Annotated in this window: 26 protein-coding genes and 1 riboswitch; of the genes, 1 reads left to right on the top strand and 25 read right to left on the bottom strand. The window is 39.1% G+C overall.

What is annotated here, in order from left to right:
• Nucleotides 1-4 precede the first annotated feature (4 nt).
• The 23 genes from FD29_RS02150 to mraZ all read right to left on the bottom strand — a co-directional run bounded on the left by FD29_RS02150 (nucleotide 5) and on the right by mraZ (nucleotide 21,826).
• The gene (locus FD29_RS02150) at nucleotides 5-655 is read right to left on the bottom strand and encodes a histidine phosphatase family protein (RefSeq protein WP_057887340.1); all 651 of its coding nucleotides are present in this window, start codon (nucleotides 653-655) and stop codon (nucleotides 5-7) included.
• A gap of 332 nt (nucleotides 656-987) precedes the next feature.
• Nucleotides 988-2,106 (bottom strand): tRNA 2-thiouridine(34) synthase MnmA, encoded by a 1,119-nt coding sequence (mnmA, locus tag FD29_RS02145; RefSeq protein ID WP_057887339.1) that lies wholly within the window; start codon nucleotides 2,104-2,106, stop codon nucleotides 988-990.
• Between the two features lie 14 nt (nucleotides 2,107-2,120).
• Complete coding sequence (locus FD29_RS02140) at nucleotides 2,121-2,456, bottom strand: hypothetical protein (protein WP_057887338.1); 336 nt, start codon at nucleotides 2,454-2,456, stop codon at nucleotides 2,121-2,123.
• A 55-nt stretch (nucleotides 2,457-2,511) separates the two neighbouring features.
• Nucleotides 2,512-3,660 carry a cysteine desulfurase family protein gene (locus tag FD29_RS02135; RefSeq protein WP_083477736.1) on the bottom strand — a complete coding sequence of 383 codons (1,149 nt, stop codon included), beginning with the start codon at nucleotides 3,658-3,660 and terminating at the stop codon, nucleotides 2,512-2,514.
• Nucleotides 3,661-3,672: 12 nt separating this feature from the next.
• Nucleotides 3,673-4,362, bottom strand: a complete 690-nt coding sequence (locus FD29_RS02130; protein ID WP_057887337.1) for a 5'-methylthioadenosine/adenosylhomocysteine nucleosidase — start codon at nucleotides 4,360-4,362, stop codon at nucleotides 3,673-3,675.
• A gap of 11 nt (nucleotides 4,363-4,373) precedes the next feature.
• Complete coding sequence (locus FD29_RS02125) at nucleotides 4,374-4,661, bottom strand: hypothetical protein (RefSeq protein ID WP_057887336.1); 288 nt, start codon at nucleotides 4,659-4,661, stop codon at nucleotides 4,374-4,376.
• Nucleotides 4,662-5,231 (bottom strand): NUDIX hydrolase, encoded by a 570-nt coding sequence (locus tag FD29_RS02120; protein WP_057887335.1) that lies wholly within the window; start codon nucleotides 5,229-5,231, stop codon nucleotides 4,662-4,664.
• A gap of 247 nt (nucleotides 5,232-5,478) precedes the next feature.
• Nucleotides 5,479-5,700, bottom strand: a complete 222-nt coding sequence (locus FD29_RS02115) for a cold-shock protein (protein ID WP_057887334.1) — start codon at nucleotides 5,698-5,700, stop codon at nucleotides 5,479-5,481.
• A 13-nt stretch (nucleotides 5,701-5,713) separates the two neighbouring features.
• Nucleotides 5,714-8,491 carry an isoleucine--tRNA ligase gene (gene ileS, locus FD29_RS02110; protein ID WP_057887333.1) on the bottom strand — a complete coding sequence of 926 codons (2,778 nt, stop codon included), beginning with the start codon at nucleotides 8,489-8,491 and terminating at the stop codon, nucleotides 5,714-5,716.
• A 176-nt stretch (nucleotides 8,492-8,667) separates the two neighbouring features.
• Complete coding sequence (locus tag FD29_RS02105) at nucleotides 8,668-9,456, bottom strand: DivIVA domain-containing protein (protein ID WP_057887332.1); 789 nt, start codon at nucleotides 9,454-9,456, stop codon at nucleotides 8,668-8,670.
• Nucleotides 9,457-9,471: 15 nt separating this feature from the next.
• The gene (locus FD29_RS02100) at nucleotides 9,472-10,266 is read right to left on the bottom strand and encodes a YlmH family RNA-binding protein (RefSeq protein WP_057887331.1); all 795 of its coding nucleotides are present in this window, start codon (nucleotides 10,264-10,266) and stop codon (nucleotides 9,472-9,474) included.
• Nucleotides 10,267-10,268: 2 nt separating this feature from the next.
• Nucleotides 10,269-10,499, bottom strand: a complete 231-nt coding sequence (locus FD29_RS02095) for a YggT family protein (protein ID WP_268871995.1) — start codon at nucleotides 10,497-10,499, stop codon at nucleotides 10,269-10,271.
• Nucleotides 10,500-10,552: 53 nt separating this feature from the next.
• The gene (locus FD29_RS02090) at nucleotides 10,553-10,966 is read right to left on the bottom strand and encodes a cell division protein SepF (RefSeq protein WP_057887329.1); all 414 of its coding nucleotides are present in this window, start codon (nucleotides 10,964-10,966) and stop codon (nucleotides 10,553-10,555) included.
• Between the two features lie 14 nt (nucleotides 10,967-10,980).
• Entirely contained in the window at nucleotides 10,981-12,246 is a 1,266-nt protein-coding gene (gene ftsZ, locus FD29_RS02085; protein ID WP_057887328.1) for a cell division protein FtsZ, read from the bottom strand.
• A 39-nt stretch (nucleotides 12,247-12,285) separates the two neighbouring features.
• Entirely contained in the window at nucleotides 12,286-13,635 is a 1,350-nt protein-coding gene (ftsA, locus tag FD29_RS02080; protein WP_057887327.1) for a cell division protein FtsA, read from the bottom strand.
• Nucleotides 13,636-13,710: 75 nt separating this feature from the next.
• Complete coding sequence (locus tag FD29_RS02075) at nucleotides 13,711-14,310, bottom strand: cell division protein FtsQ/DivIB (protein WP_162253410.1); 600 nt, start codon at nucleotides 14,308-14,310, stop codon at nucleotides 13,711-13,713.
• Nucleotides 14,311-14,428: 118 nt separating this feature from the next.
• Nucleotides 14,429-15,529: an undecaprenyldiphospho-muramoylpentapeptide beta-N-acetylglucosaminyltransferase gene (gene murG, locus FD29_RS02070; RefSeq protein WP_057887386.1), complete on the bottom strand. Its 1,101-nt coding sequence runs from the start codon at nucleotides 15,527-15,529 to the stop codon at nucleotides 14,429-14,431.
• Nucleotides 15,530-15,538: 9 nt separating this feature from the next.
• On the bottom strand, nucleotides 15,539-16,912 hold the full coding sequence (murD, locus tag FD29_RS02065) for a UDP-N-acetylmuramoyl-L-alanine--D-glutamate ligase (protein WP_057887325.1): 1,374 nt from the start codon (nucleotides 16,910-16,912) through the stop codon (nucleotides 15,539-15,541).
• 16 nt (nucleotides 16,913-16,928) lie between these two features.
• Nucleotides 16,929-17,894 carry a phospho-N-acetylmuramoyl-pentapeptide-transferase gene (gene mraY / locus FD29_RS02060; RefSeq protein ID WP_057887324.1) on the bottom strand — a complete coding sequence of 322 codons (966 nt, stop codon included), beginning with the start codon at nucleotides 17,892-17,894 and terminating at the stop codon, nucleotides 16,929-16,931.
• A gap of 14 nt (nucleotides 17,895-17,908) precedes the next feature.
• A complete protein-coding gene (locus tag FD29_RS02055; RefSeq protein ID WP_057887323.1) occupies nucleotides 17,909-20,077 on the bottom strand; it encodes a penicillin-binding transpeptidase domain-containing protein in 2,169 nt (722 codons plus the stop codon).
• The gene (ftsL, locus tag FD29_RS02050; protein WP_057887322.1) at nucleotides 20,074-20,439 is read right to left on the bottom strand and encodes a cell division protein FtsL; all 366 of its coding nucleotides are present in this window, start codon (nucleotides 20,437-20,439) and stop codon (nucleotides 20,074-20,076) included. The genes FD29_RS02055 and ftsL overlap by 4 nt, the downstream gene beginning before the upstream one ends.
• A 15-nt stretch (nucleotides 20,440-20,454) precedes the next feature.
• Nucleotides 20,455-21,405 (bottom strand): 16S rRNA (cytosine(1402)-N(4))-methyltransferase RsmH, encoded by a 951-nt coding sequence (gene rsmH / locus FD29_RS02045; protein WP_057887321.1) that lies wholly within the window; start codon nucleotides 21,403-21,405, stop codon nucleotides 20,455-20,457.
• On the bottom strand, nucleotides 21,395-21,826 hold the full coding sequence (mraZ, locus tag FD29_RS02040) for a division/cell wall cluster transcriptional repressor MraZ (protein WP_057887320.1): 432 nt from the start codon (nucleotides 21,824-21,826) through the stop codon (nucleotides 21,395-21,397). The genes rsmH and mraZ overlap by 11 nt, the downstream gene beginning before the upstream one ends.
• 215 nt (nucleotides 21,827-22,041) lie before the next feature.
• Here mraZ and FD29_RS11175 point away from each other — a divergent pair, with 215 nt between their 5' ends.
• Nucleotides 22,042-22,167 (top strand): DUF4044 domain-containing protein, encoded by a 126-nt coding sequence (locus FD29_RS11175; RefSeq protein ID WP_371862700.1) that lies wholly within the window; start codon nucleotides 22,042-22,044, stop codon nucleotides 22,165-22,167.
• 75 nt (nucleotides 22,168-22,242) lie between these two features.
• On the opposite strand, the gene thiT is transcribed toward FD29_RS11175, so the two are convergent.
• Nucleotides 22,243-22,821 (bottom strand): energy-coupled thiamine transporter ThiT, encoded by a 579-nt coding sequence (gene thiT / locus FD29_RS02035; RefSeq protein ID WP_057887319.1) that lies wholly within the window; start codon nucleotides 22,819-22,821, stop codon nucleotides 22,243-22,245.
• A 48-nt stretch (nucleotides 22,822-22,869) separates the two neighbouring features.
• A riboswitch (TPP riboswitch) is annotated at nucleotides 22,870-22,973 on the bottom strand.
• Nucleotides 22,974-23,006: 33 nt separating this feature from the next.
• Nucleotides 23,007-23,807 carry a septum site-determining protein MinD gene (gene minD / locus FD29_RS02030; RefSeq protein ID WP_057887318.1) on the bottom strand — a complete coding sequence of 267 codons (801 nt, stop codon included), beginning with the start codon at nucleotides 23,805-23,807 and terminating at the stop codon, nucleotides 23,007-23,009.

Genomic DNA, 23,807 nt, shown 5'->3' with positions numbered 1-23,807 from the left:
TACCTCAAATCGTATCTGAACTCTCAAGTTTCTTGTTCAAATAACCTGTTTCATTCCATTTAATTAATTTAAATTGTCCATTGTCATATTGTAAATGAGTCAAACTGGTATTGGAAAGTCCCCCATTTTTACGAATGTCAGCAACTTCAGTTCCCAATAACGATTGGATCAACGTTACGAGTGCAGCCCCATGACTGACAATCACGATGTTGTCCTGGTCGTTATTCTCAGCTACGATCTTCTTTACGGCCTTGGTAGTTCTATCAGCGACTTGTTCAAAAGATTCCCCTCGGATCAAAGAATAGTCGTAATCGGCTGGTTGATGTCTAAAAGCATAAATAACCTCAGGCATTTCCTCTTCCAATTCTGAAAACTTGCGTCCTTCCATAATACCCAGATCGAATTCTCTGAGATCATCAACGATCGTAAAAGGAATCTTTTCGTGTAGATCTTTGATCAAAGTTTCCGCCGTTGTCTTTGCACGGGGCAATGGACTTGAATACATATGACTGATCTTAATATTTTTTAGCCTTTTTGCCAGCAGAGTAATATCATGCAAGCTTTCTGGTAACAGTGGCGAATCGCCATGTCCACCTTGATATTTTCCCTCTAAATTCCATTCGGTTTTTCCATGTCTGACAAAATACAATTCCATTTTTTCTCACCTTACCAAGTTAGTTAATTATAATTATGGATTTTTTCAAGAATTTTTTCAAGTTAGGACCAAAACTTACAGAAAATTAGTGAATAATAATATGTCACGTGTAATATAACAAAAAATCATCTCTGATTCCCAATACGGGATTCAGAGATGATTTTACGTTACTCGAAAGCTGACATGTCCTGCTTTCTGAAATGAGTTACACAAGCTAGATTCCTGTGCATTGCTACGACTTAAAAATCATCCACCAAAATCGGGTGGCTAATTTCCAAGTCTAGGCAATTGCTCAGAATCTGACCACGCTTGTTGCACTCTCTTATATTACTTTAGATATATTGTAGCTTCTTCTCAGCCATGTAAGCAGCATCAATAGTAGCTCCACCTAGACACTCCTCGCCGTCGTAGAAGACAACTTCTTGTCCTGGTGTGATAGCACGAACTGGGTTATCGAACTCAACGTTGACCTTACCATCACCTAATACGTGAACTGTAACGCCAGTATCTTGTTGGCGATATCTGAACTTAGCTGTGGCATGGAAAGTATCGCCATAGTCAAGACCTGTGATAAATGATAGATCAGATGCATCCAAGTGATCAGCATAAAGTGCTGGGTTGTCATATCCTTGGTCAACGTAAAGAATGTTCTTTGACATATCCTTACCAACTACGAACCAAGGCTCGTTTGACTTACCATTACCACCGATACCAAGACCTTGTCTTTGACCGATCGTGTAGTACATCAAACCAGCGTGTGTACCCTTTACTTCGCCATCAGGTGTCATCATAGTACCTGATTGTGCGGGCAAGAACTCGCTTAGGAACTTACGGAAGTTTCTCTCACCAATGAAACATACACCAGTTGAGTCCTTCTTCTTAGCAGTAGCTAAACCAGCCTCTTCAGCAATACGACGAACCTCTGACTTTTGCATGCCACCGATTGGGAACAAAGCCTTTTGAAGTTGATCTTGTTGAACTGTACTCAAGAAGTAAGTTTGGTCCTTGTTAGCATCGCCACCACGTAACAAGTGAACGACACCGTTGTCATCACGGAATGATTGTGCATAGTGACCCATGGCAATGTAATCCGCATTCAACTTATTGGCGTAATCAAGGAAAGCCTTGAACTTAACCTCTTTGTTACACATAACGTCAGGGTTAGGAGTTCTACCCTTACGATACTCGGCTAAGAAATATTCGAACACACGGTCCCAATACTCCTTCTCGAAATTTACTGAGTAGTAAGGAATACCGATCTTGTTGGCAACCTTAGCTACATCCTCATAATCCTCTGTGGCTGTACATACGCCTGAATCATCCGTGTCGTCCCAATTCTTCATGAAGACGCCGATGACCTCGTAGCCTTGTTGTTTCAAAAGAAGTGCACTAACTGACGAGTCAACGCCACCACTCATACCTACTACAACACGCTTCTTCTTATTATCCATTTCTAAAACCTCATTTATTTGACTAATACATTTTTTTCTTTTAAAAAGTTCATTAAATAACGATAGTCACTGATTTCTTTTTCAGTGTCCTTGATCTTGAACATGTTGATATTGTGCATACCGCTTTTATCTGTGATAGCTAATTTCAAACTGTCCAAGTTTTTATCTACAGTTGCATGCAAATAATAACGGGCAGCGTAAGGAGAAGATCCATTGATCGGATGTTCCAAACGAAAACTGCCTTTGTTAGTTTCCATGAAACCTGCATCTAAAAGTGAATATTTTTTTACTGTTGGGTCAAGTTCATAAACTTCTTGATCACCTTGTACTTGAGCTTGTCGTTTATCCATTTTAATCATCCCTTATAATAAATTTTCTATTAATTATAAGTTTGAATAAAGTTTCCTAATTAGTCAAGTCTCTAACGATCTCAACCAACTTATTGGTAAATTTAACGACTTCTTCTTCCGTGTTATCTTTACCAAAACTGATTCTGACCGAGTCGTTGACCTTTTGACTGTCTTCACCAAACATAGCGATCAAGACATGTGAAGGTTCAAGACTTCCGGCAGTACATGCGGAACCACCAGAAATAGCAAAGCCTTCCAAATCCAATCTCGTCAACAATACCCCACGGTCGACTCCTGGCAAGTACAGATTCATAACATGATTCAAAGCATGTTCATCAGTTGGTCCATTGATTCCAAAAGCAATCTTATTGGCTTTCAAAATTTCTTGGATCTTTTGTTTAAACCCAAAGTAACGAGTTTGTCGAGCTTGTTTTTCTTCCGGAGTTAGCAATTCAACGGCTTTAGCGAACCCAGCGATAGCAGGAACATTTTCGGTTCCGGCCCGACGTTTGGTTTCTTGATCGCCACCTTTAATAAATGATGGAATCGAAATTTTATCATTTATATAAAGAAAACCGATAAATTTAGGCCCATTAATTTTATGAGCTGATGTAGATAACATATCAATGTGTTCTTTTTTGACATCGATATCTTCCATTCCAAAAGCTTGAACAGCATCCGTGTGGAAAAAGGCTTGGTGGTCTTTTAAGACTTCACCGATTTCTTTGATTGGATTCATTGAACCAACTTCGTTATTGCCATACATGATCGAAACTAGAATCGTATCGTCTCTTAGAGCATCTTTAACTTGTTGGGCTGTAACTTCACCACGAGTGTTAGGTTTCAAATAAGTCACTTCAAAGCCTAAAGTTTCGAGATAAGCTAATGGTTTCAGGATTGCTTCGTGTTCAATCGCTGTTGTAATGATATGTTTACCTAGTTTTTGTCTAGATAATGCTGTTTCGATTACGGCCGTATTATCACTCTCTGTACCACCGCTAGTAAAGACAATTTCTGAATCTTTAGCATTGATACTTTGGGCAATCGTATGACGACTTTCATCTAATACTTTACGAGCTTGGCGTCCAAAAAAGTTGGTAGCTGATGCGTTACCAAAATTATTTGCCATTTGATCGTGAATCACATCGACTACAGGTGTAGCCATTGGTGTGGTGGCAGCATTATCTAAATAAATAAATGCCACAATAAATCCCCTCTATTCTTGGTCTAAAAAGTTCAGCAACATAGTTACTGATTTGCGTCCGGCTTGTAAAACAAATTCGTCAAAGTTTACACTAGCATTTTCGTCACCAACATCACTCATTGAACGAATAACAACGAATGGTGTGTGGAATCGTGCACATACTTGAGCCACAGCGGCACCTTCCATTTCAGCTGCTAATGCATCTGGGAACGACTTTTTAATTGTAGCAATTTTTTCTTTTCCGTCAACAAATTGGTCTCCGGTTACGATCAAACCGACACGAGAAGTCAAACCAGTGCGTTCTGCAGCGGCAGAAATTCCCTTGACATAATCAGGATCAGCATTGAAATATAAGTCTTGTTGAGGTAATTGACCAACTTTGTAGCCAAAACCTGTTGCGTCAACATCGTGATAAGCCATGCGATCAGAAATCACCACGTCGCCGATGTGTAAGCCACTGCCAATTCCACCAGCAGAACCAGAATTAATTACAAAATCTGGTCGATAATGATCGTTGATGATTGTTGTCGTCATACCGGCTTGAACTTTACCAATACCACTTTGAGCAAGATATACTTCGTGGTTCTTGTATGTACCGATAGTGATATCGACCCCTGCAACTGACTCTTTTGTGACATCAGTCAGAGATTCTCTCATTAATTTAATTTCTTCTTCCATAGGAACGATTACGCCAATTTTCATACTTTAACTCCTTAAATGTAAAATAAGATTAAAAATACCAGAACGATTAGGCCGAATATTGTTATGATGGCAATATTTAGCTTTTTTTTCAATTTATTTGTCTTATCTTCAAAAGATCGCATATTTTCTTGAATAATTTGCTCTGGATGTTGCGTTTGATACTCTTGTTCGGAACGTCTCTGTTCTTGTTCTCGAATCTTTTGTTGCTGTGCTTCTACTTGATCAGCTCGTACGACCGTCTGAGGTTGATCAGCTTTCTTTACTTTCGAATTGTAAAAGTCTTTTATTTTTGAAAACATTTATTTTTCCTTTGCTTGCAGCAATTCCCAATAAGTAATGGCATAAATTGTCTTAGAATCGCAAATTACACCTTTTTCGATCTGAGCTTTGGCCTCGTCTAATGTTAAAGTTTCTACATTTAGAAATTCATCTGGGTCAAGTGGTCGTTTGAATTCGACTTTCTTTAAATCAGTTGCTTTGAACATAGTTAGTTTTTCATTGGAATAACCAGGACTAGCAAAAAAAGCAGTGATTTTCTCTAGATGGTCCGTTGTTAAGCCAAGTTCCTCATCCATTTCACGCAAAGCAACTTCTTTTAAGTCGCTGCCTTCGTCAGGATCGATCTTACCAGCAGGGATCTCCAAAGTCTCCTGATCCAAAGGTGTCCGCCACTGTCTGACAAAGATCATTTTATTATCATCTGTAAAAGGTACGATACCGACAGCTCCGTGATGTTCAACTACTTCACGAATATCTGGAATACCGTTTGGTAAGACGACTTGTTCGACGTCGACGTTAAAAATTTTGCCACCAAACATTCTCTTCTTGGCGACTACTGCTTCATAATATCTTGAATCTTCTTTATCCATTATTAAACCTTCTTGACCATTAATCTTCTAGCCGTCATCTTCATAACAGCTCTGCAAACGATAACTGCAATTTTCATTGTAACATGAAACGCCAGGATTGACCGTTGCAAATAGTTTACCAGAAATTAGCTCTAGCACAAAATCCAGAGAGGTACCCAAACCGGTTAACTTTTAATCAAAACCAAAGAGATCCTCTGATTCCAAAATACTGAATCAGAGGATCTCTTCTGTTAACTTATTTCAAATTTTAATCTTGGTCAGTGTCGTCTTCATCAAGAATAGTAACATTGACTGCTTGTGGGCCCTTGTAGCCCGGAGCTACTTCATAACTGACTGGCAAACCATCTTGAATGAAATAATCATCCCGATTCAATACTGAGTCAGCAAAGAAGAAGATATCATCGCCATCGTTTTTAATAAAGCCAAAACCACGGTTCTTATTAAATTTTATAATTTTTCCTGTGAACATTTATTCACCTATCCTATTCGTCAAAGCCGTCTGTTGCAGTTTCTGGATATTCCGCTGCAACAATTTTAGCACATCTAGTACAGAATGTTGGATAATGTTCGTCGCTGCCAACATCAGTCTTAGTCATACGACATCTTTGACAAACTTCGCCTTCAGCCTTTTCAACTAGAACGTCAGCAAGTTCATACTTGTCGGCATTTGTTAATTCAGCATCAGTCAATTCGAATTGTGACACAATCAATAGTTGACCGAAGTTACTGTTGATCTTATCAAGTACGGCTTTCAAGTCAGCACTTGGTTTGACAATAACTTTAGCTTCGAGTGATTTACCGATCAATTTGTCTGCACGGGCAACTTCTAGAGACTTCAAGACGTTATCTCTGAATTCCATGAAGACGGACCAGTCTTTTTCAATTTCTGCTTCATCAGAAATTTCTTCAACCTTAGGCATTTCAGCCAATTGAACGAAGTCTTCCGGTTCTTTTAAGTATTCCCAAACTTGTTCCATTGTGTGTGGCAAGATTGGTGTCAACAACTTAGCTAATTTAACTGCTACGTTGTAGATAACTGTTTGCATTGAACGACGAGCATGTGAATCTTCGGCATCAATATAAACAACATCTTTAGCAAAGTCTAAGTAGAATGTTGACATTTCGTTGACAATAAAACTGACAACTGATTTAGCAACATCAGCAAAGTCATACTTGTCATAGTCAGCTAAAACATCTTTAACCAAGTCGTTCAACTTAACCGTGATGTACTTGTCTTCGGCACGAAGATCATTGTAGTCAACCGCGTTAGTCTTAGGATCGAAGTCAGTTGTATTAGCTAACATGAATCTGATGGTATTTCTGATCTTACGGTATGTTTCAGAAACTTGTTTGAAGGAGTCAACTGATACAGAAACATCGGAACTTGAGTCAACTGAAGCAACCCACAAACGGATGATTTCGGCACCAAATTGTCTTTCGATATCAGCCGGAGCGATAACGTTACCAAGTGATTTACTCATCTTAACGCCGTTCTTATCAAGAGTGAATCCTTGGGAAAGGATGGCCTTATAAGGAGCCACGCCATAAGCTGCTACTGAAGTAACAAGCATTGAGTTGAACCAACCACGATATTGGTCAGAACCCTCAAGAATCAAATCGGCTGGGAAGACAAGGTTGTCACGAGTTCTGGCAACACCTGAGTGAGCTGTTCCGGAGTCGAACCAAACATCCAAGATATCTGTTTCTTTAGTGAATTTGCCGTTAGGACTACCTGGATATGTAAAGCCTTCTGGTAGAAGATCTTTAGCATCACGTTCAGCCCAAACATTTGAACCATACTTACCGAACAAGTCAGCAACATGATCAATTGTTTCTTTAGTCATGATTGGATCGCCATTTTCAGCGTAGAAAATTGGTAGTGGAACACCCCAAGCACGTTGTCTTGAGATAACCCAATCGCCACGGTCACGGATCATATTGTAAAGACGAGTTTTACCCCAGTCAGGCATGAAGTCGATCTTTTCGATCTCGTCCAAGATTTGTTGTCTGAACTTGTCGATTGAAGCAAACCATTGTGGTGTAGCACGGAAGATAACGGGTTTCTTTGTTCGCCAATCATGTGGATAACTGTGAGTGAAGAAGCTCAATTTAAGCAATGAACCATTTTCCTTCATTCGATCAGCAATGATCTTGTTAGCGTCATCGTAGAAGACACCTTCGTATTCAGGTACTTCATCAGTAAATCTACCTTGAGCATCGATTGGTGAGAAGACTGGCAACTTGTATTTCATACCAACAACAAAGTCATCGGCACCAAATCCAGGAGCTGTATGAACTAAGCCAGTACCATCATCAAGTGTAACGTGGTTACCAAGAATCAAGAGTGATTCGCGATCGTAGAATGGATGTGTGGCTGTTAAACCTTCAAGGTCACGGCCTTGAATAGTTTTTAAGATTTCAACATTTTCCCAACCAAGTTGTTCTTGAACATATTGAAGTCTCTCTTGAGCAACAACATACTTCTTACCGTCAGCATTTACTTCAACGTAAATGAACTTAGGGTTCACACAGATAGCTTCGTTTGAAGGAATTGTCCATGGAGTTGTTGTCCAGATAATAAATGAAGCATCTTGATCAACTACACCCTTGCCATCACGCACTTTGAAAGCAACAAAGATCGATGGTGACTTGATATCGTGATATTCAACTTCAGCTTCAGCAAGTGTTGATTCTGAAGATGGTGACCAGTAAACTGGCTTCTTACCACGGTAAATGTAACCTTTGTCAACCATTTCGCCAAAGACTTCGATTTCAGCCTTTTCGAATTCTGGTTGATAAGTAATGTATGGGTGATCCCAATCAGCTGAAATACCTAAACGCTTGAAACCGGCCATTTGTTTCTTGATTTCGCCTTGAGCAAATTCCAAACACATCTTACGGTAGTCTGAAAGGCTCATTTCCTTACGTTTAACACCTTTTTTAGCAAGTTGTTGTTCGATTGGAAGACCATGAGTATCCCATCCGGGTACGTATGGTGCACGGTATCCATCCATTGACTTGTAACGAACGATAATATCCTTTGAGATCTTGTTAAGTGCGTGTCCCATGTGGATATCACCATTAGCAAATGGAGGTCCATCCAATAGTTCGAAGGTTGGCTTGCCTTCATTCAATTTTTGACGACGTTCATAAAGTTTGTTCTCTTCCCATGCCTTTTGCCATTCAGCTTCCTTAGTTGGAAGGCTGCCACGCATTGGGAACTTAGTTTTACCCAAGTTTAAAGTATCTTTTACTCGCATTCTTTCACCCCTCTGAAATTAAAAAGAACCCATCCAATTTAGGACGAGTTCTTCGTTATACCACCTATTGGTAAATCAAATAAAATGTTTAAAAGTTGATATACCATAGATATCCTTTGCTAGTCTCACACCGTCTACTAGCTCGCTGAAAAGTATTCTCTATGGCACTTGTTCTTTTAATTATTTTTAGGATCAGCACCAGAATCGTCATCTTTAAAATTGAACGTAGGTTCATTTTGTTGATGATTGATCGTGTACGATTCGTCTGGTTGGTCATCCTGAATATTGTTATTATAATTCATTTGTTCCGAATTGAAAACCGAATCTTGCTTATTTTCATAATCTTGTGAATTATTTTGATTGTTTGGCTGATAATTAGTTTGCTCATTTGGTTGAGCATTCCCTTGATCATTAGCGTTTTGGCCGTTCACTTGGTCGCCAACTTCTTGTTTAAGTTTGTCAGTAGAAGTACTGTCATTAAGTTTGGACCACTCAGGACTGTCGACCATTTCCATTTGTTGCTGCAACATACCTTGCAGACCTTTACGAAATGAATTGACGCTACGTTTCAAATTGTCAGTCTCAATCGTTACTTGACGAGCTCGATCAGAAGCATCTTGTAAGATCCGATTCGATTTCTCCGTTGACTGGTTGAGCAGATCACGCGCTTTTTTCTGTGATTCCTCAACAATGATCTGCGCCTCTTGTTCAGATTCGTTCTTAACTTTTTCGGCAGCTTCTTGAGCTACTAAGATCGACTGGTTCAAAGCATCTTTCATATCGGTAAAATACTTCAGTTGCTCCGAAGTCTCTTTCAATTCTTTTTCTAATTGAGCGTTCTTTTGCAGTGCCAAATTATAGTCTTGGGCTGCTTGTTTCAAAAAGCTGTCAACTTGGTCGCGGTCATAGCCTCGAAATTTATTGTCAAATTCTTTATCATGTATTTCTACTGGTGATAATACCATAACTTCACGCCCCTATTATTTCTTAATGATATTCACGAACAGAATGTATTTATCATTCTTAGTTCTGCCCATAATATCATTAATTCTTATTCGACCATAGCCTCTGACACTCAGTGTATCAGTAATTGTTACAAATGAACTAGCATTTTTGTTAACGACCCAATTAATTTGAACTTTTCCATGATCGACTAAGGCCTTGGCACTTTGACGCGACAAGTCATAGACCGTGGCGATGATCGCATCTAGTCGCAACGACTGGACGTTGATCTTCTCATCGGTCGACTCATCTTTAGGCAAAAGCAATTCGTCAAAGCCCTCTTCTGTCAAATGGATCTTGTAAGGTCCAATTTTTTTGACTTGGTCCTCAATGTAACTTCCCATTGACTTGAATACAAAAAATTGCCAATTTTCGCCATCGGTAATAATGTCCCCAAAACGGTCACGGTCAATACCCGATCCCGTCAAAGAGCCCAATATTTGACCGTGATGCAAATTAGCAAATTTTTCCGGATACCGAATTTCATACATTGTGAGTTCGTAATCTGCTTCTTTAGGTACAAAATAGTCAGGAGCAATTATCCCCCTGACTCTTTCAGCATTGTTATAACCGCCAAAATAATTGACATATAAGTCATCATATTTATTGATCAGGTTATTCAAAATTGTTTGCTCACGCAGATTCAAAAAATCAGTCAGTTGTGGAGTATACATCGTTTGAGCTTTTAATAATAAATCACTCATTTTATCGATGAACGGTTTTTCCTCCGGACGGAAATAGCCCCCACCGATGATCTTTTTTTTCTCATCCATAGTTAGATTATCAAATAAATCACTTTCTGTAATAGTTGAATTATTATCAATGCAACTATTGGAGAAAAATCTAGAAAGCCTGTCGAAACTATCGGCAAGACCCTTCTAATTAAATTTAAGAATGGAGCCACTAATGCAACTACAAAACGACCGATAGCTGAGTTATACAAATTAGGGATAAATGACATTATACAGTAGACAAATATCACGAATTCATATAATTCGACGGCCATATTAATTACAAAAGGCAATCCACTTAAAATTTGATTCATATCTTTCCTCGACTTTATTCATTTATATCTGGTATGCTTCCATCAATTTCAAACTTTGGTGGTGTGCAAAGAAAGATTTTTTCTCCAACACGCTTAATTTCACCATTCAAGGCGAAGATAGTACCAGTTAAAAAGTCTACGATCCTCTTTGATTGTTCATCATTGACATTATTAAAATTAACGATGACAGCCTTGTTGTTCAAAAGTTGTTTAGCAATAACTTTTGCATCCGAGTATATCCGAGGTTGGTAAATAGCGATTTTGCTGTTGCCTTTAGTTCTAGCCTCACTGGCTGTACTCATTGATACGACTTTTTCGTTATTTGAATAGTCTGACTTAGGTTGCTTAGTATTAGTAACTGGTTTTGTTTCTTCAAAATCATCTTCGTCATTAATACCAAAAAAACTACCTAACTTTTCAAATGCCATAAGAAAATCTCCTTTTATTTATTGTTACGACGTTTAAAGATTGGAGGAGTAGAGTCATCATCATCATCGCTCAAATCAATTGTTTCAGGCTTTTGGAAGATTTCAAAATCGCCCTTTTCACCAGAAACGTTCTTTGACTTAGATGCATCACGATTAATATCCCAATCTGCTAAAGGATCATTTGATGATTGTGGTTGTGCCTTTGATTGTTGTGAAGGCATAGGACGGTCAGTATCACCGTTGTCAGTAGCTTTGTTCTTATTGTCCAAAACTGCTCTAGGGTTGTTTAGAGGACGTCTGAGAGGTTCTCTCTTCTTGTTGTCTTCATTTTCAACTCCAGTTGCAATCACAGTCACCTTAACTTGATCACCAAGTGTGTCGTCGATTGAAGTACCAAAGATTATATTAACATCAGATGTAGCTTGTTCGGAAACAATTTGCGCTGCATCTTGAGCTTCAAATAGTGACAAGTCTGGTCCACCAGTAATATTAAGAAGAACTTGTTTAGCACCGTCGATTGAAACTTCAAGCAATGGTGAAGAAACAGCCTTCTTAGTAGCTTCAGTGATTCTGTTTTCACCGTTAGCTTGACCGATACCCATCAAAGCAGAGCCTTGATCAGACATAACGGTCTTAACATCAGCAAAGTCCAAGTTAACGAAACCAGGTGATGTGATCAAATCAGAGATACTTTGTACGCCTTGACGTAAAACATCATCAGCAATACTGAAAGCTTCACTCATTGGTGTCTTCTTATCAACGATCTCCAACAATTTACTATTAGAAATAATAACCAAAGTATCAACGTCTTTTTTAAGTTCTGTGATTCCATCAGCTGCAAAACGTGAACGCTTGGCACCTTCAAATGCGAACGGACGTGTAACGACACCAACAGTAAGAGCGCCACTTTCCTTAGCAATATTAGCAACGATAGGAGCAGCACCTGTACCAGTACCACCACCCATTCCGGCGGTTACAAAGATCATATCTGCGCCTTCAAGGGCTTCTTTAATGGCCTCTTCACTTTCTTGAGCAGCTTTTTGTCCAACCTCAGGGTTTGAACCGGCACCTAAGCCACGAGTCAATTTAGGTCCCAATTGAATTTTAGTTTCAGCATTGGAACTTTCTAGAGCTTGAACATCAGTATTAGCAGCAATGAACTGAACGCCTTTGATCCCTGCTTCTACCATTCGATTGACAGCATTGCCACCGGCACCACCGACACCGATAACTTTAATTACCGCTCCCTTGTTTTCGCTTGAGTCTAAAGTATATTCCATTAAGGAGTTCCTCCTATTAAATCTATAATTTATTTATTTTTAATCAAAAAATCTACTCCAAAAGTCCTTGAATTTCGACCCTTTTTTCGCCTTTTCAGGTTGTTCAGTGGTCTCTTCTTGTATTGGTTGGTCTTCTTGAGTCGGAATATTGTTGCTTTCAGGTTGTTCAACCGGTTGATCCGGAGCAGCCTGAGTTTGAGGTCTATTATTATTGCGTTCAATCGTTGCCCCATTGACAACATTGTCAGCGATAACTCCAATATCATTCAGTCTAGAAGCATAAGTAACTAAGCCTAAACCTAACGAGTATGAAGGATAACGCATACCCATTTGCGTTGGGACATAGCTTCTGACTTTGACATCAAATATTTTTCTTGCTAAATCTTCAACATTTGGTGTAGCAGCAACGCCACCTGTCAAAACGATTCCACCAGGCAACGACAAAGCGCCGGCATCTTCAAGGGGTGCCTGAAGTCTAGTGAAAATTTGGTTGAGACGTGCTTCGATGATCTCTGCTAAGTACTCTTCTGAAATCATGGTTGGCTCGTTTTTGCCAACGACTTCAACACTGATATTCTCATCAGTAGCTGATTTGTCAGCCGAAGCATTACCATAATAGAGCTTTAATTGATTGGCATTTTCAACCGTTGTATTCAAAACGACTGAAATATCGTGCGTTACGTAATCTCCACCTTCAAAGTCGACAGTCGACAATTTAAGGTTATGATCGTGCACAACAGAAGCGGTCGTTTGACCAGCTCCCATGTCTATAATTACAGCTCCGAAAGAACTCTCACCGGCATTCAAAACGACTTGACTCAATGCCATTGGAGAAATAACTTTATGAATAATATTTAGACCGGCCTTTTCAATGGCCTTTTTAGTATTATGTACAATTGTTTGTGGTGCTGTATAAAGAATTCCAGTCATGTCCAAACGAACACCTATCATTCCACGAGGATCACGAATATTGTTGAATCCATCGACAGAAAATTGTTTAGGTATTAGAGAAACTACTTCTCTCTCACTAGGTAAGTTTTGGACCATGGCTGCTTGCATAACAAGTCGAACATCATTTTCGGTGATCTCTTTGGATTGAGATCCAACCGCAATCATACCTTGACATTTTTCTATTTGTAACATATTCGCCGATATGCCGACTACAACGTCACGTATTGATATATTTGCTTGTGTTTCGGCCTTCTTGACAGCTTTTTTAATAGCCCCCGCCGCTTTGTCTATGTCGACTATAACGCCACGGCTGACCCCTTCGGATCTTTCGCTTCCAACGCCAACGATGCTTAATCTATCATCTGATGACTCGGCAACGACTACTTTTATTGAATTTGTGCCAATATCAAGACCTACAAAAAATTCGGAATTGTCCATTAATCGTGGCAGCCTCCCTTACCTAGAAAAATCTATTCACTAAAAAATTTTAACACAATTATGGTTATATTAAAGCTATTTCTTGTCTTTAAAGGGATAAGAGTATGCTCCTATCTCCAAATCTATAACGCCCTTTTTTTTCATTTGGGCGGCCATACCAGGATAATATTTTAATTTCGATTTAACAGTTCTCATATCAGCGACAACTTTATTTCCATCATTCATATCGATCTTGATACGGTACGGATTCAATTTAGTTGGGGCGTTATAAAATTCAGAAATATTAGTCTGAACATTACTTGGTAACGTTGCATACATATTCGACATTTTCTTCAACCGTGCAGCACTGAAATTACTGTAGATTGGATAATTTCCGATTGGAGAACTCATTTTTTGTTTTATCACCTGACCATTATTGATGATCCGATAATAACCACCATCTTTATAAATATAGCCTAGCGTCGGATGTTCTTTAACGTTGATCGTCAGGTCACGCAGATTATGCGTGCCAAACTTGATTGATTTGATCGACGGAAGTTTCTTTTCAGTAGCTTTGGCAATTGAGCCATGGTGAATCAAAACATTTAACAAAGTAGAATTGTCATCGATCTTGGTCGCATCGATCACTTGTTGCGCCCCTAAATCATTGACACCTTTGACATTGATATTTCGCACCTTGCTTAAAGACGAACCAAAATAAGCAATCAATACTATGACAAAAACTATTATAAAAATCAGACTGTTTCTACTTATCCGTATCCGTCTTTTTTTCAACACCATCAATCCTCATAAATCACTTATTTACTAAGCCAGTTAATACCTTTATCAAACGATCAGCGGCATCAGGAACGCCAATTTTCTTAGAATTATCTGACATCTCTTGTTGAACGGCAGCATCACTCATAATGTCATTGACTTCTTGGAACAACTTATCAGAAGTAAGTTCTGCTTCCGGAATCAACTTAGCTGCACCGACCTTTGAAACGGACATAGCATTTTTAGTTTGATGATCATGCGTTACGTAAGGACTAGGAACAAAGATAGCCGGAATCCCTAATGCAGTGATTTCAGCAATACTTGTTGCCCCGCTACGTCCCACAATCAACTTAATGTCAGGTAAAATCTCTGGCATATTATCAATATATGGCAATACTGAGATATTTGCACTATTTAAATACTTTGAATCGATCGATTTAATCACATTGTCATAATGTACCCGTCCGGTAACAAACAGCACTTGATAATCGGTCTTTTCAAAACGGTCCAATGTCTCGATCACTGCTTGATTGATCGGTTTAGCACCACGGGAACCGCCAAAGATCATAACGGTATCCTTATCAGCAGCTAAATTGAACTCTTTTAAACGGTCATTTGGTTTAATATTGACTACTTCTTGAGCTCTGGGGTTTCCTGTGAAAACAATCTTCTTCTTTTCACTGAATTGGTCAGCTGCTTCCGTAAAGGCAATCGCAACTTTATCAACAAAGTGAGCTAAGAATTTGTTCGTTACACCGGCAATTGAGTTCTGTTCGTGGATCACTGTAGGAATATGCAATGCGTGAGCCGCATAAACCACAGCCCCACAGACATAACCCCCTGTTCCGATCACGATATCTGGCTTAAACTCTTTGACGATTTTTTTAGACTTGCGAATACTTGAAAGAAATAGTTGAACCGTCTTGACATTATCCAAAGATAATTTTCGTCTAAAGCCCTGAACTTCAATCGTTTTAAAATCGATGCCGGCATTCTTGACAATTTTGCTCTCTAAGCCTTTTTCTGTTCCAACGTATAAAACATCCTCGATCAGGTCACGTTCTTTGAGACGTTTGATCAAGGCCATTGCAGGATATATATGTCCCCCTGTTCCACCACCGGAAACAATTATGCGCATTTTCTTCATTTATTTGACTTCTCCCTTTAAAGTTTCAACCTCTTCAATAAATTGGTCGCCACGTTCTTCAAAGGTATGGAATTGATCCCAACTGGCAGCAGCGGGTGAAAGTAAGATCACGTCACCGGCATCGCTTTGTTTGTAAGCTTCGGGAACCGCTTCAGTCAAATTATTTACTTTAACGATATTGCCAACAGCCGCCTTTTCAGCTGATTCGATAACTTTGTCAGCTGTTTCTCCATAAACAATCAAATTGTTTACTTTACCTTTAAGTGATGGAATAAGTTCGTCAAAGCCATTTCCACGATCCAATCCACCAGCAATCAAAGTAATCGGTGTTTTAAAGGCGCTCAAAGCTACGATTGTAGCTTCAACGTTGGTTGCCTTAGAATCATTATAAAATTTGTGACCACCAAAGGTATCGACGTATTGTATTCTGTGTTTGACACCACAAAAGGATGACAATACTTCAATAATATCTTCATTCTTAACATCATACAATTTGGCAACGCTGATAGCTGCCAAAGCATTTTGAACATTGTGTTCGCCAGGGATCTTGATTTCATCCGTATTCATGATCTTTTCACCATTGCAGTAAATAATATCGTCTTTAACAAAGGCTCCGTGATCAAGTTCTTGGTTGTCGGAGAAAGGCAAAATTTGCGCCTTAGATTGTTTGGCCAAATTGCGCCATTCTTCAGTGTTCCAATTTACAACGAAGTAATCATTCTCAGTTTGATTTTTAGTAATGTGCATTTTAGCTTTGATGTAGTTTTCACGAGTCTTGTGAAAGTCCAAATGAGTTGAATAGATGTTGTTCAATACTGCTACGTGTGGATGCAAGTCGATCGTCCCTTGAAGTTGGAAACTTGATAGTTCAGTAACGATCACATCATCTTTAGTAGCTTTTTGAATCACATCGGAAATTGGAATACCAATATTACCAGCATAATAAGAATTCTTGAATTCTGGTGAATGCTTCAACATTAATTGAATCAAGGTCGTAACCGTCGTCTTACCATTAGTACCAGTAACAGCAACCATTGTTGCATCTGAGTAGCTATAAGCTATTTCTGGTTCAGTAATAACAGGAATATTCAACTTTTCGGCTTGTTGAACTAAGTCGTTTTCATAAACGATCCCAGGATTTTTGACCATGTAGTCGAAAGAATCATCGATCAAACTAGCATCGTTACTACCGGTGATAACTTTGAAACCATCATCGATCAATTCTTGAGCCTCAACATTATTTTCCAAGGGATTAGAGTCGACAACCGTCACATCTGAACCCATTTTTTTCAACAATTTTGCAACCGCAAAACCACTCTTAGCTAAACCTAAAACTAAAATCTTTTTGTTTGAATAATTACTCTTTGTTTTCATTGCTATTCATTACTTCCTATACGAATAAAATTAAATAAATTGCAGAACAAATTGCTCCAACGATCCAAAAGACGATATCGATCTTCCATTCAGTCCAACCGAGCATTTCAAAATGATGGTGAATTGGTGTCATCTTAAAGATTCGACGGTGGAATACTTTGAATGAAAAGACTTGTAACATAACACTCATAGTTTCAACTACATAGACGAAACCGATCAACAACAATGACCAGTAACGACCCAACAAGATCGAGATGGCAGCTAGTCCAGCACCAAGTGCTAGTGAACCAACATCACCCATGAAGATCTTGGCTGGTTTGTGATTGAAGACCAGAAAAGCTAACAAGGCACCGACAACTGAGAAACAGACGATAGCCAAGTCAAAACGATTTTGATTCATGGCAATTATTCCGTAAGTTGCGTAAGAAATTGTTCCTAGACCACCTAGCAAACCATCCAAGCCATCAGTCAAGTTAGTCGCATTAGAAAAACCAACTAGCCAGAATAATGTGAACAAAATAAAGACTGCTGCGGAGTCGATTGAAAAGAGCCCCGGAACGGAAAAGTTCATTGGTAGTTGATCTCCGTTATAAACGTAGAGAAAAATGATACCAACAATGACTTGTAATAGTGCCTTTTGATAAGCACGAAGTCCTAAGTTACGTTTCTTAAATACCTTGATGAAATCATCGATAAAACCAATACATCCATATAATACAATAACAAAAGTTGTAATTAATAATGAATGTGTCAATTGTCCTTGCCAAATGCCGACCCAAATATTCGTGATCAGTGCAGCAATGATAATCAACAGTCCACCCATCGTAGGTGTCCCTGATTTCTTTTCGTGCCATTTAGGACCTTCTTCTCTAATAGACTGTCCTTCTTTGTGAGCAACCAAGTAACCGATCAAAAATGGCATAAAGATCGCAACAATTGCAAAAGAGCTAATTATGTCGAAAACGATATGACTAAATTCCATGAAAATCCCCTTAATTATTTATTTTTCAATGTAACTATAATTTTACCACTCTCATTTATCACATGACCAGACTTGACTGACTGTTTCACAACATATCCATCACCTTTAGTCGTGACTTGTTTACCAGTTATCTCCGCAAACTTTAAAACATCGTTTTTGGACCAGCCAGAAAGATCCGGCATCGTCATTGCCCCGTTGGTCAAAAGTACGATCCGTTGGCCGGGCATAACTTTTTCATCACTAGCTGGCAATTGTTGAACTACTTTATTCCCTGTACCAATTACTCCGGATTGAAGTTTGAGGTCTTTGATCTGACTGAGCGCATCGTTAGTCGACTTGTCCAACAGACTTGGAATATTAACATATTGACTACCAGCTGGCGTAGCATTTTCAGGCGAACTACCCTGACTAACTAGTCGTTTGACTAGCGGATTGAAGACTTCTGAGAGAATCTTTTCTGGTGATTCCGTCATCTTCTGTGGCTGTTTCATTGTGACATAAACAATATATTTAGGATCATTGTACGGTATCATCCCTGCAACTGAGAAAATATAGTTATTCGAGCCTGTCAAATAACCTCCCGTAGGAGAAGCAATCTGAGCTGTACCAGTCTTGACGCCGACCTTGACACCAGGAACGTTATAGACGATTCCGGTTCCGTACTCTTTAGTTACAACTTGGTGCATGGCCTTTTGAACTTGTTTGGCCGTGCTAGCTTTGATCGGTTGACTGACGACTTTACGCTTGAAGGTCTGGGTCGTTTTGCCTGTATTAGGATCAACGACTTTCTTAATAATTTGTGGTTTGATCATCTTGCCACCGTTAGCAATTGCTGAAAAGGCTTGTAGCATTTGCATAGTATTGACGTTGACACTTTGACCAAAGGAAGTCATCGCTTGATCACTGGCATGTTCAAAGGAAATACCACCCGAAACTTCACCGGGTAATTCGATACCAGTCTTCTTGCCGATATTAAATCGTTTCATGTATTCCATCCAAGTTTTAGAACCGATCTGTTCTTCAAGCTTGACCATCCCAACGTTTGATGATCTGGTAAAGGCTTGGGAAAGTGGGATATAACCCCAACCAGCCGTATTCCAATCACCGATCGTTCGGCCACCTACTTCGACCGTACCTGATTTATACAATTCGTTTGGATCATAATTGCCGGAATCGATCGATGCTGACAAAGTAAGGATCTTCATAACTGAACCCGGTTCAAATTGGTCTTCTACCAGAGTATCTCGCCAACTGTTACTCAAACCTTTACCAGTCGTTGGATTGAAGGTTGGTCTTTGAGTGGCTGCTTCGATAGCTCCAGTCTTAGCGTTCATTACTAAGATCTGCAAGTTCTTTGGTTCATACTTCTCATCGATCGTCTGGGCCAAGATTTCACTGTACTGTTGAATTTTGCTATTCAATGTTAAATAAATATTCGAACCGTCAGCTGATCTCTTTTCGATCACTTGGGAATCAGGCAATTCATTGCCGTTGCTGTCGACTTTAGTAATTTTTTTACCATCACGGCCACCTAGAATTTTATTGAAATATTTTTCAACACCCATAACGCCACTGATGTTACTGTTCTCATCATTTGCGTTATCAGCTTTAGTGATCCCAACTAAATTAGTAGCAAAGACACCATTTGGATAAGCTCTCGATGGCAACTCCACAAAGTGGATCCCAGGGAGTTTCTGCTTGGCAATCTTGCGCTTGATCTCGATCGACAAACCACGACCCGAAGGTCCAAACTCTACCTGATATTGACCTTTAGTCTCAGGCGTTAGGAATTTGCGTAACTTGGCTTGGGACAGAGGTAAGTATTTGCTCAAGATCCGAGCGGTCTTCTCTTTATCGACCACATAGTCAGCTTTACCATCGGTAGTTTTGGACTTATGCGACACGATAGCATAAATATTATAGATCGTAGCATCTCCAGCAATCATCTCGCCTTCGGAGTCCAAAATATCGCCACGTTTGGCATTTACTTTATCGACATGTTCGTACTTTTGTTTGGTTCTCTGAACCAGGTTAACGCCATTATATTGCTTACTCATTGAGATAACGGCGAACCTTTGGATAAAAAGGATAAAAGAAAAGGCAGTCGCAATCAAAATTACCATACCAACAATATAATGATTGCGCCTTGCCTTATTTTTAAATAATTTTCTGAACTTACTCATTTTGAAATATTCCTTACATTGTTGTCACTCATTTTCAAATTGTGCTTTTTCGCAAAAGAAGAAAAACGATCAAAACTTGTTAATTCAGAAATTTCTTGTCTTAAATTAACATTGCTTGTATTGGTCTTTGTGATCTGTGTCGTAAGACTATCTAATTTATTTTGAGAAGAAGTCATAGATACTTTGATACTCACCAAAGTAACCATGAGCACCATTGCCAATAGACCGAGACCAACAATAGAAAAAGTCTCGAATTTTGACAGGGGGACACTGCGTGTTTTAGGAGCGGCTTGGACAGCCGGTTGGGGTTGAGCAACCTCTTGATAGTCTTGTAAATTTCTAGCAGTACTTTCTTCTCTCATATTAATAATTCTCCATTATATCTTTTCAACGACACGTAATTTGGCACTATGAGCCCGATTATTGTCAGACAGTTCATCATCATTAGGCAAGATAGGCTTCCTAGTGATCTGCTTTAAGATCGGTTTGATATCATCTGGAATAACGGGTAAACCTCTTGGTACATCAACATGCGAATTGTCTTTAAAAATATGTTTGACAATTCGATCTTCTTTGGATTGAAAAGTTATAACGCTTATTCTGCCTTGTGGTGCCAACAGATCGATTGCTTGTTCAAGGGATCTTTCGAGTGAACCCAATTCATCATTTACAGCAATTCTAATAGCTTGGAAAACACGTTTAGCCGGGTGGCCGCCAGTTCTTCTTGCCGCAGCTGGAATAGCATTCTTAATAATATCAGCTAATTCCAACGTCGATTCGATCCGGTGGTCGTCTCTAGTACGTTCGATGGCACGAGCAATTTGTTTAGCAAATTTTTCATCACTGTATTTATAGAAAATACTTACTAAATCATTGTATGACCAATCATTAACGATTTTTTCAGCATCAAGATCTTGTCTCTGATCCATCCGCATATCCAGACGTGCTTCCTTTTTATAGCTAAAGCCTCTGACGGCATCATCAAATTGTGGAGAAGAAACTCCCAAATCATATACGACGCCATCAACCTTTTCTACACCAAGTTCATTCAAACGAGCTTGCATATTTTCAAAATTATCACGTATTAAAGTTAACGAGTTATCACCGATTATCTCGGCATTGTTTTGAATACTTTCACCGACCTCAATAGCAGCTTCGTCTCGATCAAAAACATAAAGGTGACTATTGTGAACTCGACTCAATAGTTCTTTGGTGTGTCCACCACGTCCAAAAGTTGCGTCGACATAGATACCATTATCATGTGGATTTATTTCATCAATAGTTTCTTTTAAAAGTACTGTTTTATGTTTATATACATTAGAAGTCAAAGTCTGTCATTTTCTCCGATATTTCTTCAAAATTATCTTCAGCCTCTTGGCTAAATTCGTTCCAGCGTTGTTCATCCCAGATCTCAATACGGTCTGAGACGCCAACAATTACACAATTCTTTGTCAATTTGGCAAAACCGACTAACGAAGCCGACAAATTGATCCGACCTTGTTTGTCAAATTCTACCTCTGCCGCGGCAGAATAAAAGAACCGAGTGAATGCTCTTGCATCCTTCTTGGTTAAAGGTAATTTATCCAACTGTGCCTCAAGTTTTTCCCATTGCAACATTGGATAACCAAACAAGCAGCCGTCCATTCCACGAGTGATCACAAAGCTTTCACCCAGTGACTTTCTAAACTTAGCAGGTATGATAATCCTACCTTTATTATCAAGTGTGTGATGAAATTCACCCATGAACACGGATAGCTCACCTCAATTCTTTAACACTTCCTAATTTACCACAATTCCCCACTTTTAACCACACGATATTAGACAATCTGTCAAGAAATGTGAAAGCAGTTACTAATTATACACATCTAGCGGTGGGGACATTTTCCAATTATCGAAATGTACGTTTACAAATATTGCATAAATTGTAATTGTGAAGTACCATTTCACTATATATTAATTAGGTGGTGGAAGTTTTGGATGATAAAAAGCCTAAAAGTACATTGACAAAAATTACTCAAATTGTTGTTTGGCTAATGATTTTAGTCACTGTCGGTGGTGTTATTCTTACTGCAGTCATGAGTTTTATTTAAAAATTGATTACTTTTATAAGATAACTAAAAAGAGCCCTGAATATTCAATATTCAGAGCTCTTTTTGATTGTTTGTTTAATTTTTCACGATAATTAATTGCTTAAAGACTCGATTCAACACTACTACCAAAACGAGCAGCATGATCATATTGGCAATGAAACTACCACCGTTGATAACTAAAGAATAGATCCAAGGGTTCATCCCTTTAGGCGCATATGTTCCCCAGTAAATACCGCCAGCAATGAAGTGACAGAAGTATTTAGCGAAGAAACCGATCGATGAATACAATAAGATCAAACCGATAGCGTTCTTACCATTTTCGATGGCTTGTTTTACTTGAACGCTACCCAAACCGATCAATCCAACGACCCCAAAGGCCAATGGATATTCTACGATTCCTTGCAAAGGATTCAAGAAACCACCATTACTAAAGCCACGTAAGACCAGATCCAAAATGCCCCAAACGAATCCCGCCATCAAACCAGCTTTTAAACCACGTCTCAAAGCAAAGATAGCCATGGGAATAAGTCCATACATGAATTCAATCGATGAGACTCCAGTGGAATGTGGTACAAACGACAATACCAGAGCTAAGGCAGTGATCAAAGCTACTTCAGTCAAAATGATCAAATCATTATTTCTAACATTCGTCATACAAAAAAACTCCCTTCTGATTTTAGCCATCACAAGAGAGTTCGCGCTTTTGCTTGAACAACACTATCCCTACGCATGTATTAACATAACAGGTTTAAAGGGTCTGAACTACGAAGTTCACTCTCAGCCGACTGGCTCCCCCTGTGTTGACTTATTCAATTTACAAAAAAATTGTACCATAGTGACTAATGTCTTCCAAACACTCTGCCCCAAAATCCCACTTTTTTCGTACTTTCGTCCGATAAGTCTAGTGGAATGTTTTCACCAAGCATTCGTTTAGCAATATGTTGATAGCTGCGACCAGCATCACTATCACGATCGAAGGCCACTGTTTGGCCAGCATTAGAAGCTGAAATGACCCGATCCTCATCGATCACGATTCCCAACAGAGGAATGCCTAAGTGATTGACAATATCATCAATCCGCATGGAAGTCCCATTGTTGATCATGTTCTTACGAATACGGTTGATGATCAAATGTGGTGTTATCGGCATATTCATATTTTCTAAAATACCTACGACCCGATCGGCATCACTAACAGAAGCAACTTCTGGATTAGTTACTACTAAGGCTCCATCGGCAATCGAAACTGCATTTTGAAAACCATATTCGATTCCAGCAGGACAGTCGATCATGACAAAATCAAAACGTTGTTTTAATTCTTCAACGATCGTGCCAACAGAATCTTTATCTAAAACATATTTATCCGCAAACTGTGAAGCTGCCAATAAATAAAGATTGTCTTCAAAACGTGGATCACGTACCAGAGCCTGTGAAACTACTACCCGATGTTGTGCGACATCAACGATATCGTAAACGACCCGGTTAGTCAGCCCCATAACTGCATCGAGATTTCTCAAGCCAATATCTAAATCGACCATGCAGACTTTTTTTCCAAGGCTGGCTAAAACAGTACTAACATTTGCAGTTGTGGTCGTTTTCCCAACGCCACCTTTTCCAGAAGTTACAACTATTGATATCCCCAT

It is taken from the genome of Companilactobacillus mindensis DSM 14500 (assembly GCF_001434275.1).
Lineage (GTDB): Bacteria > Bacillota > Bacilli > Lactobacillales > Lactobacillaceae > Companilactobacillus > Companilactobacillus mindensis.
The sequence above is the reverse complement of the archived record's forward strand: the minus strand, read 5'-3'. Positions and strand labels throughout refer to the sequence as shown.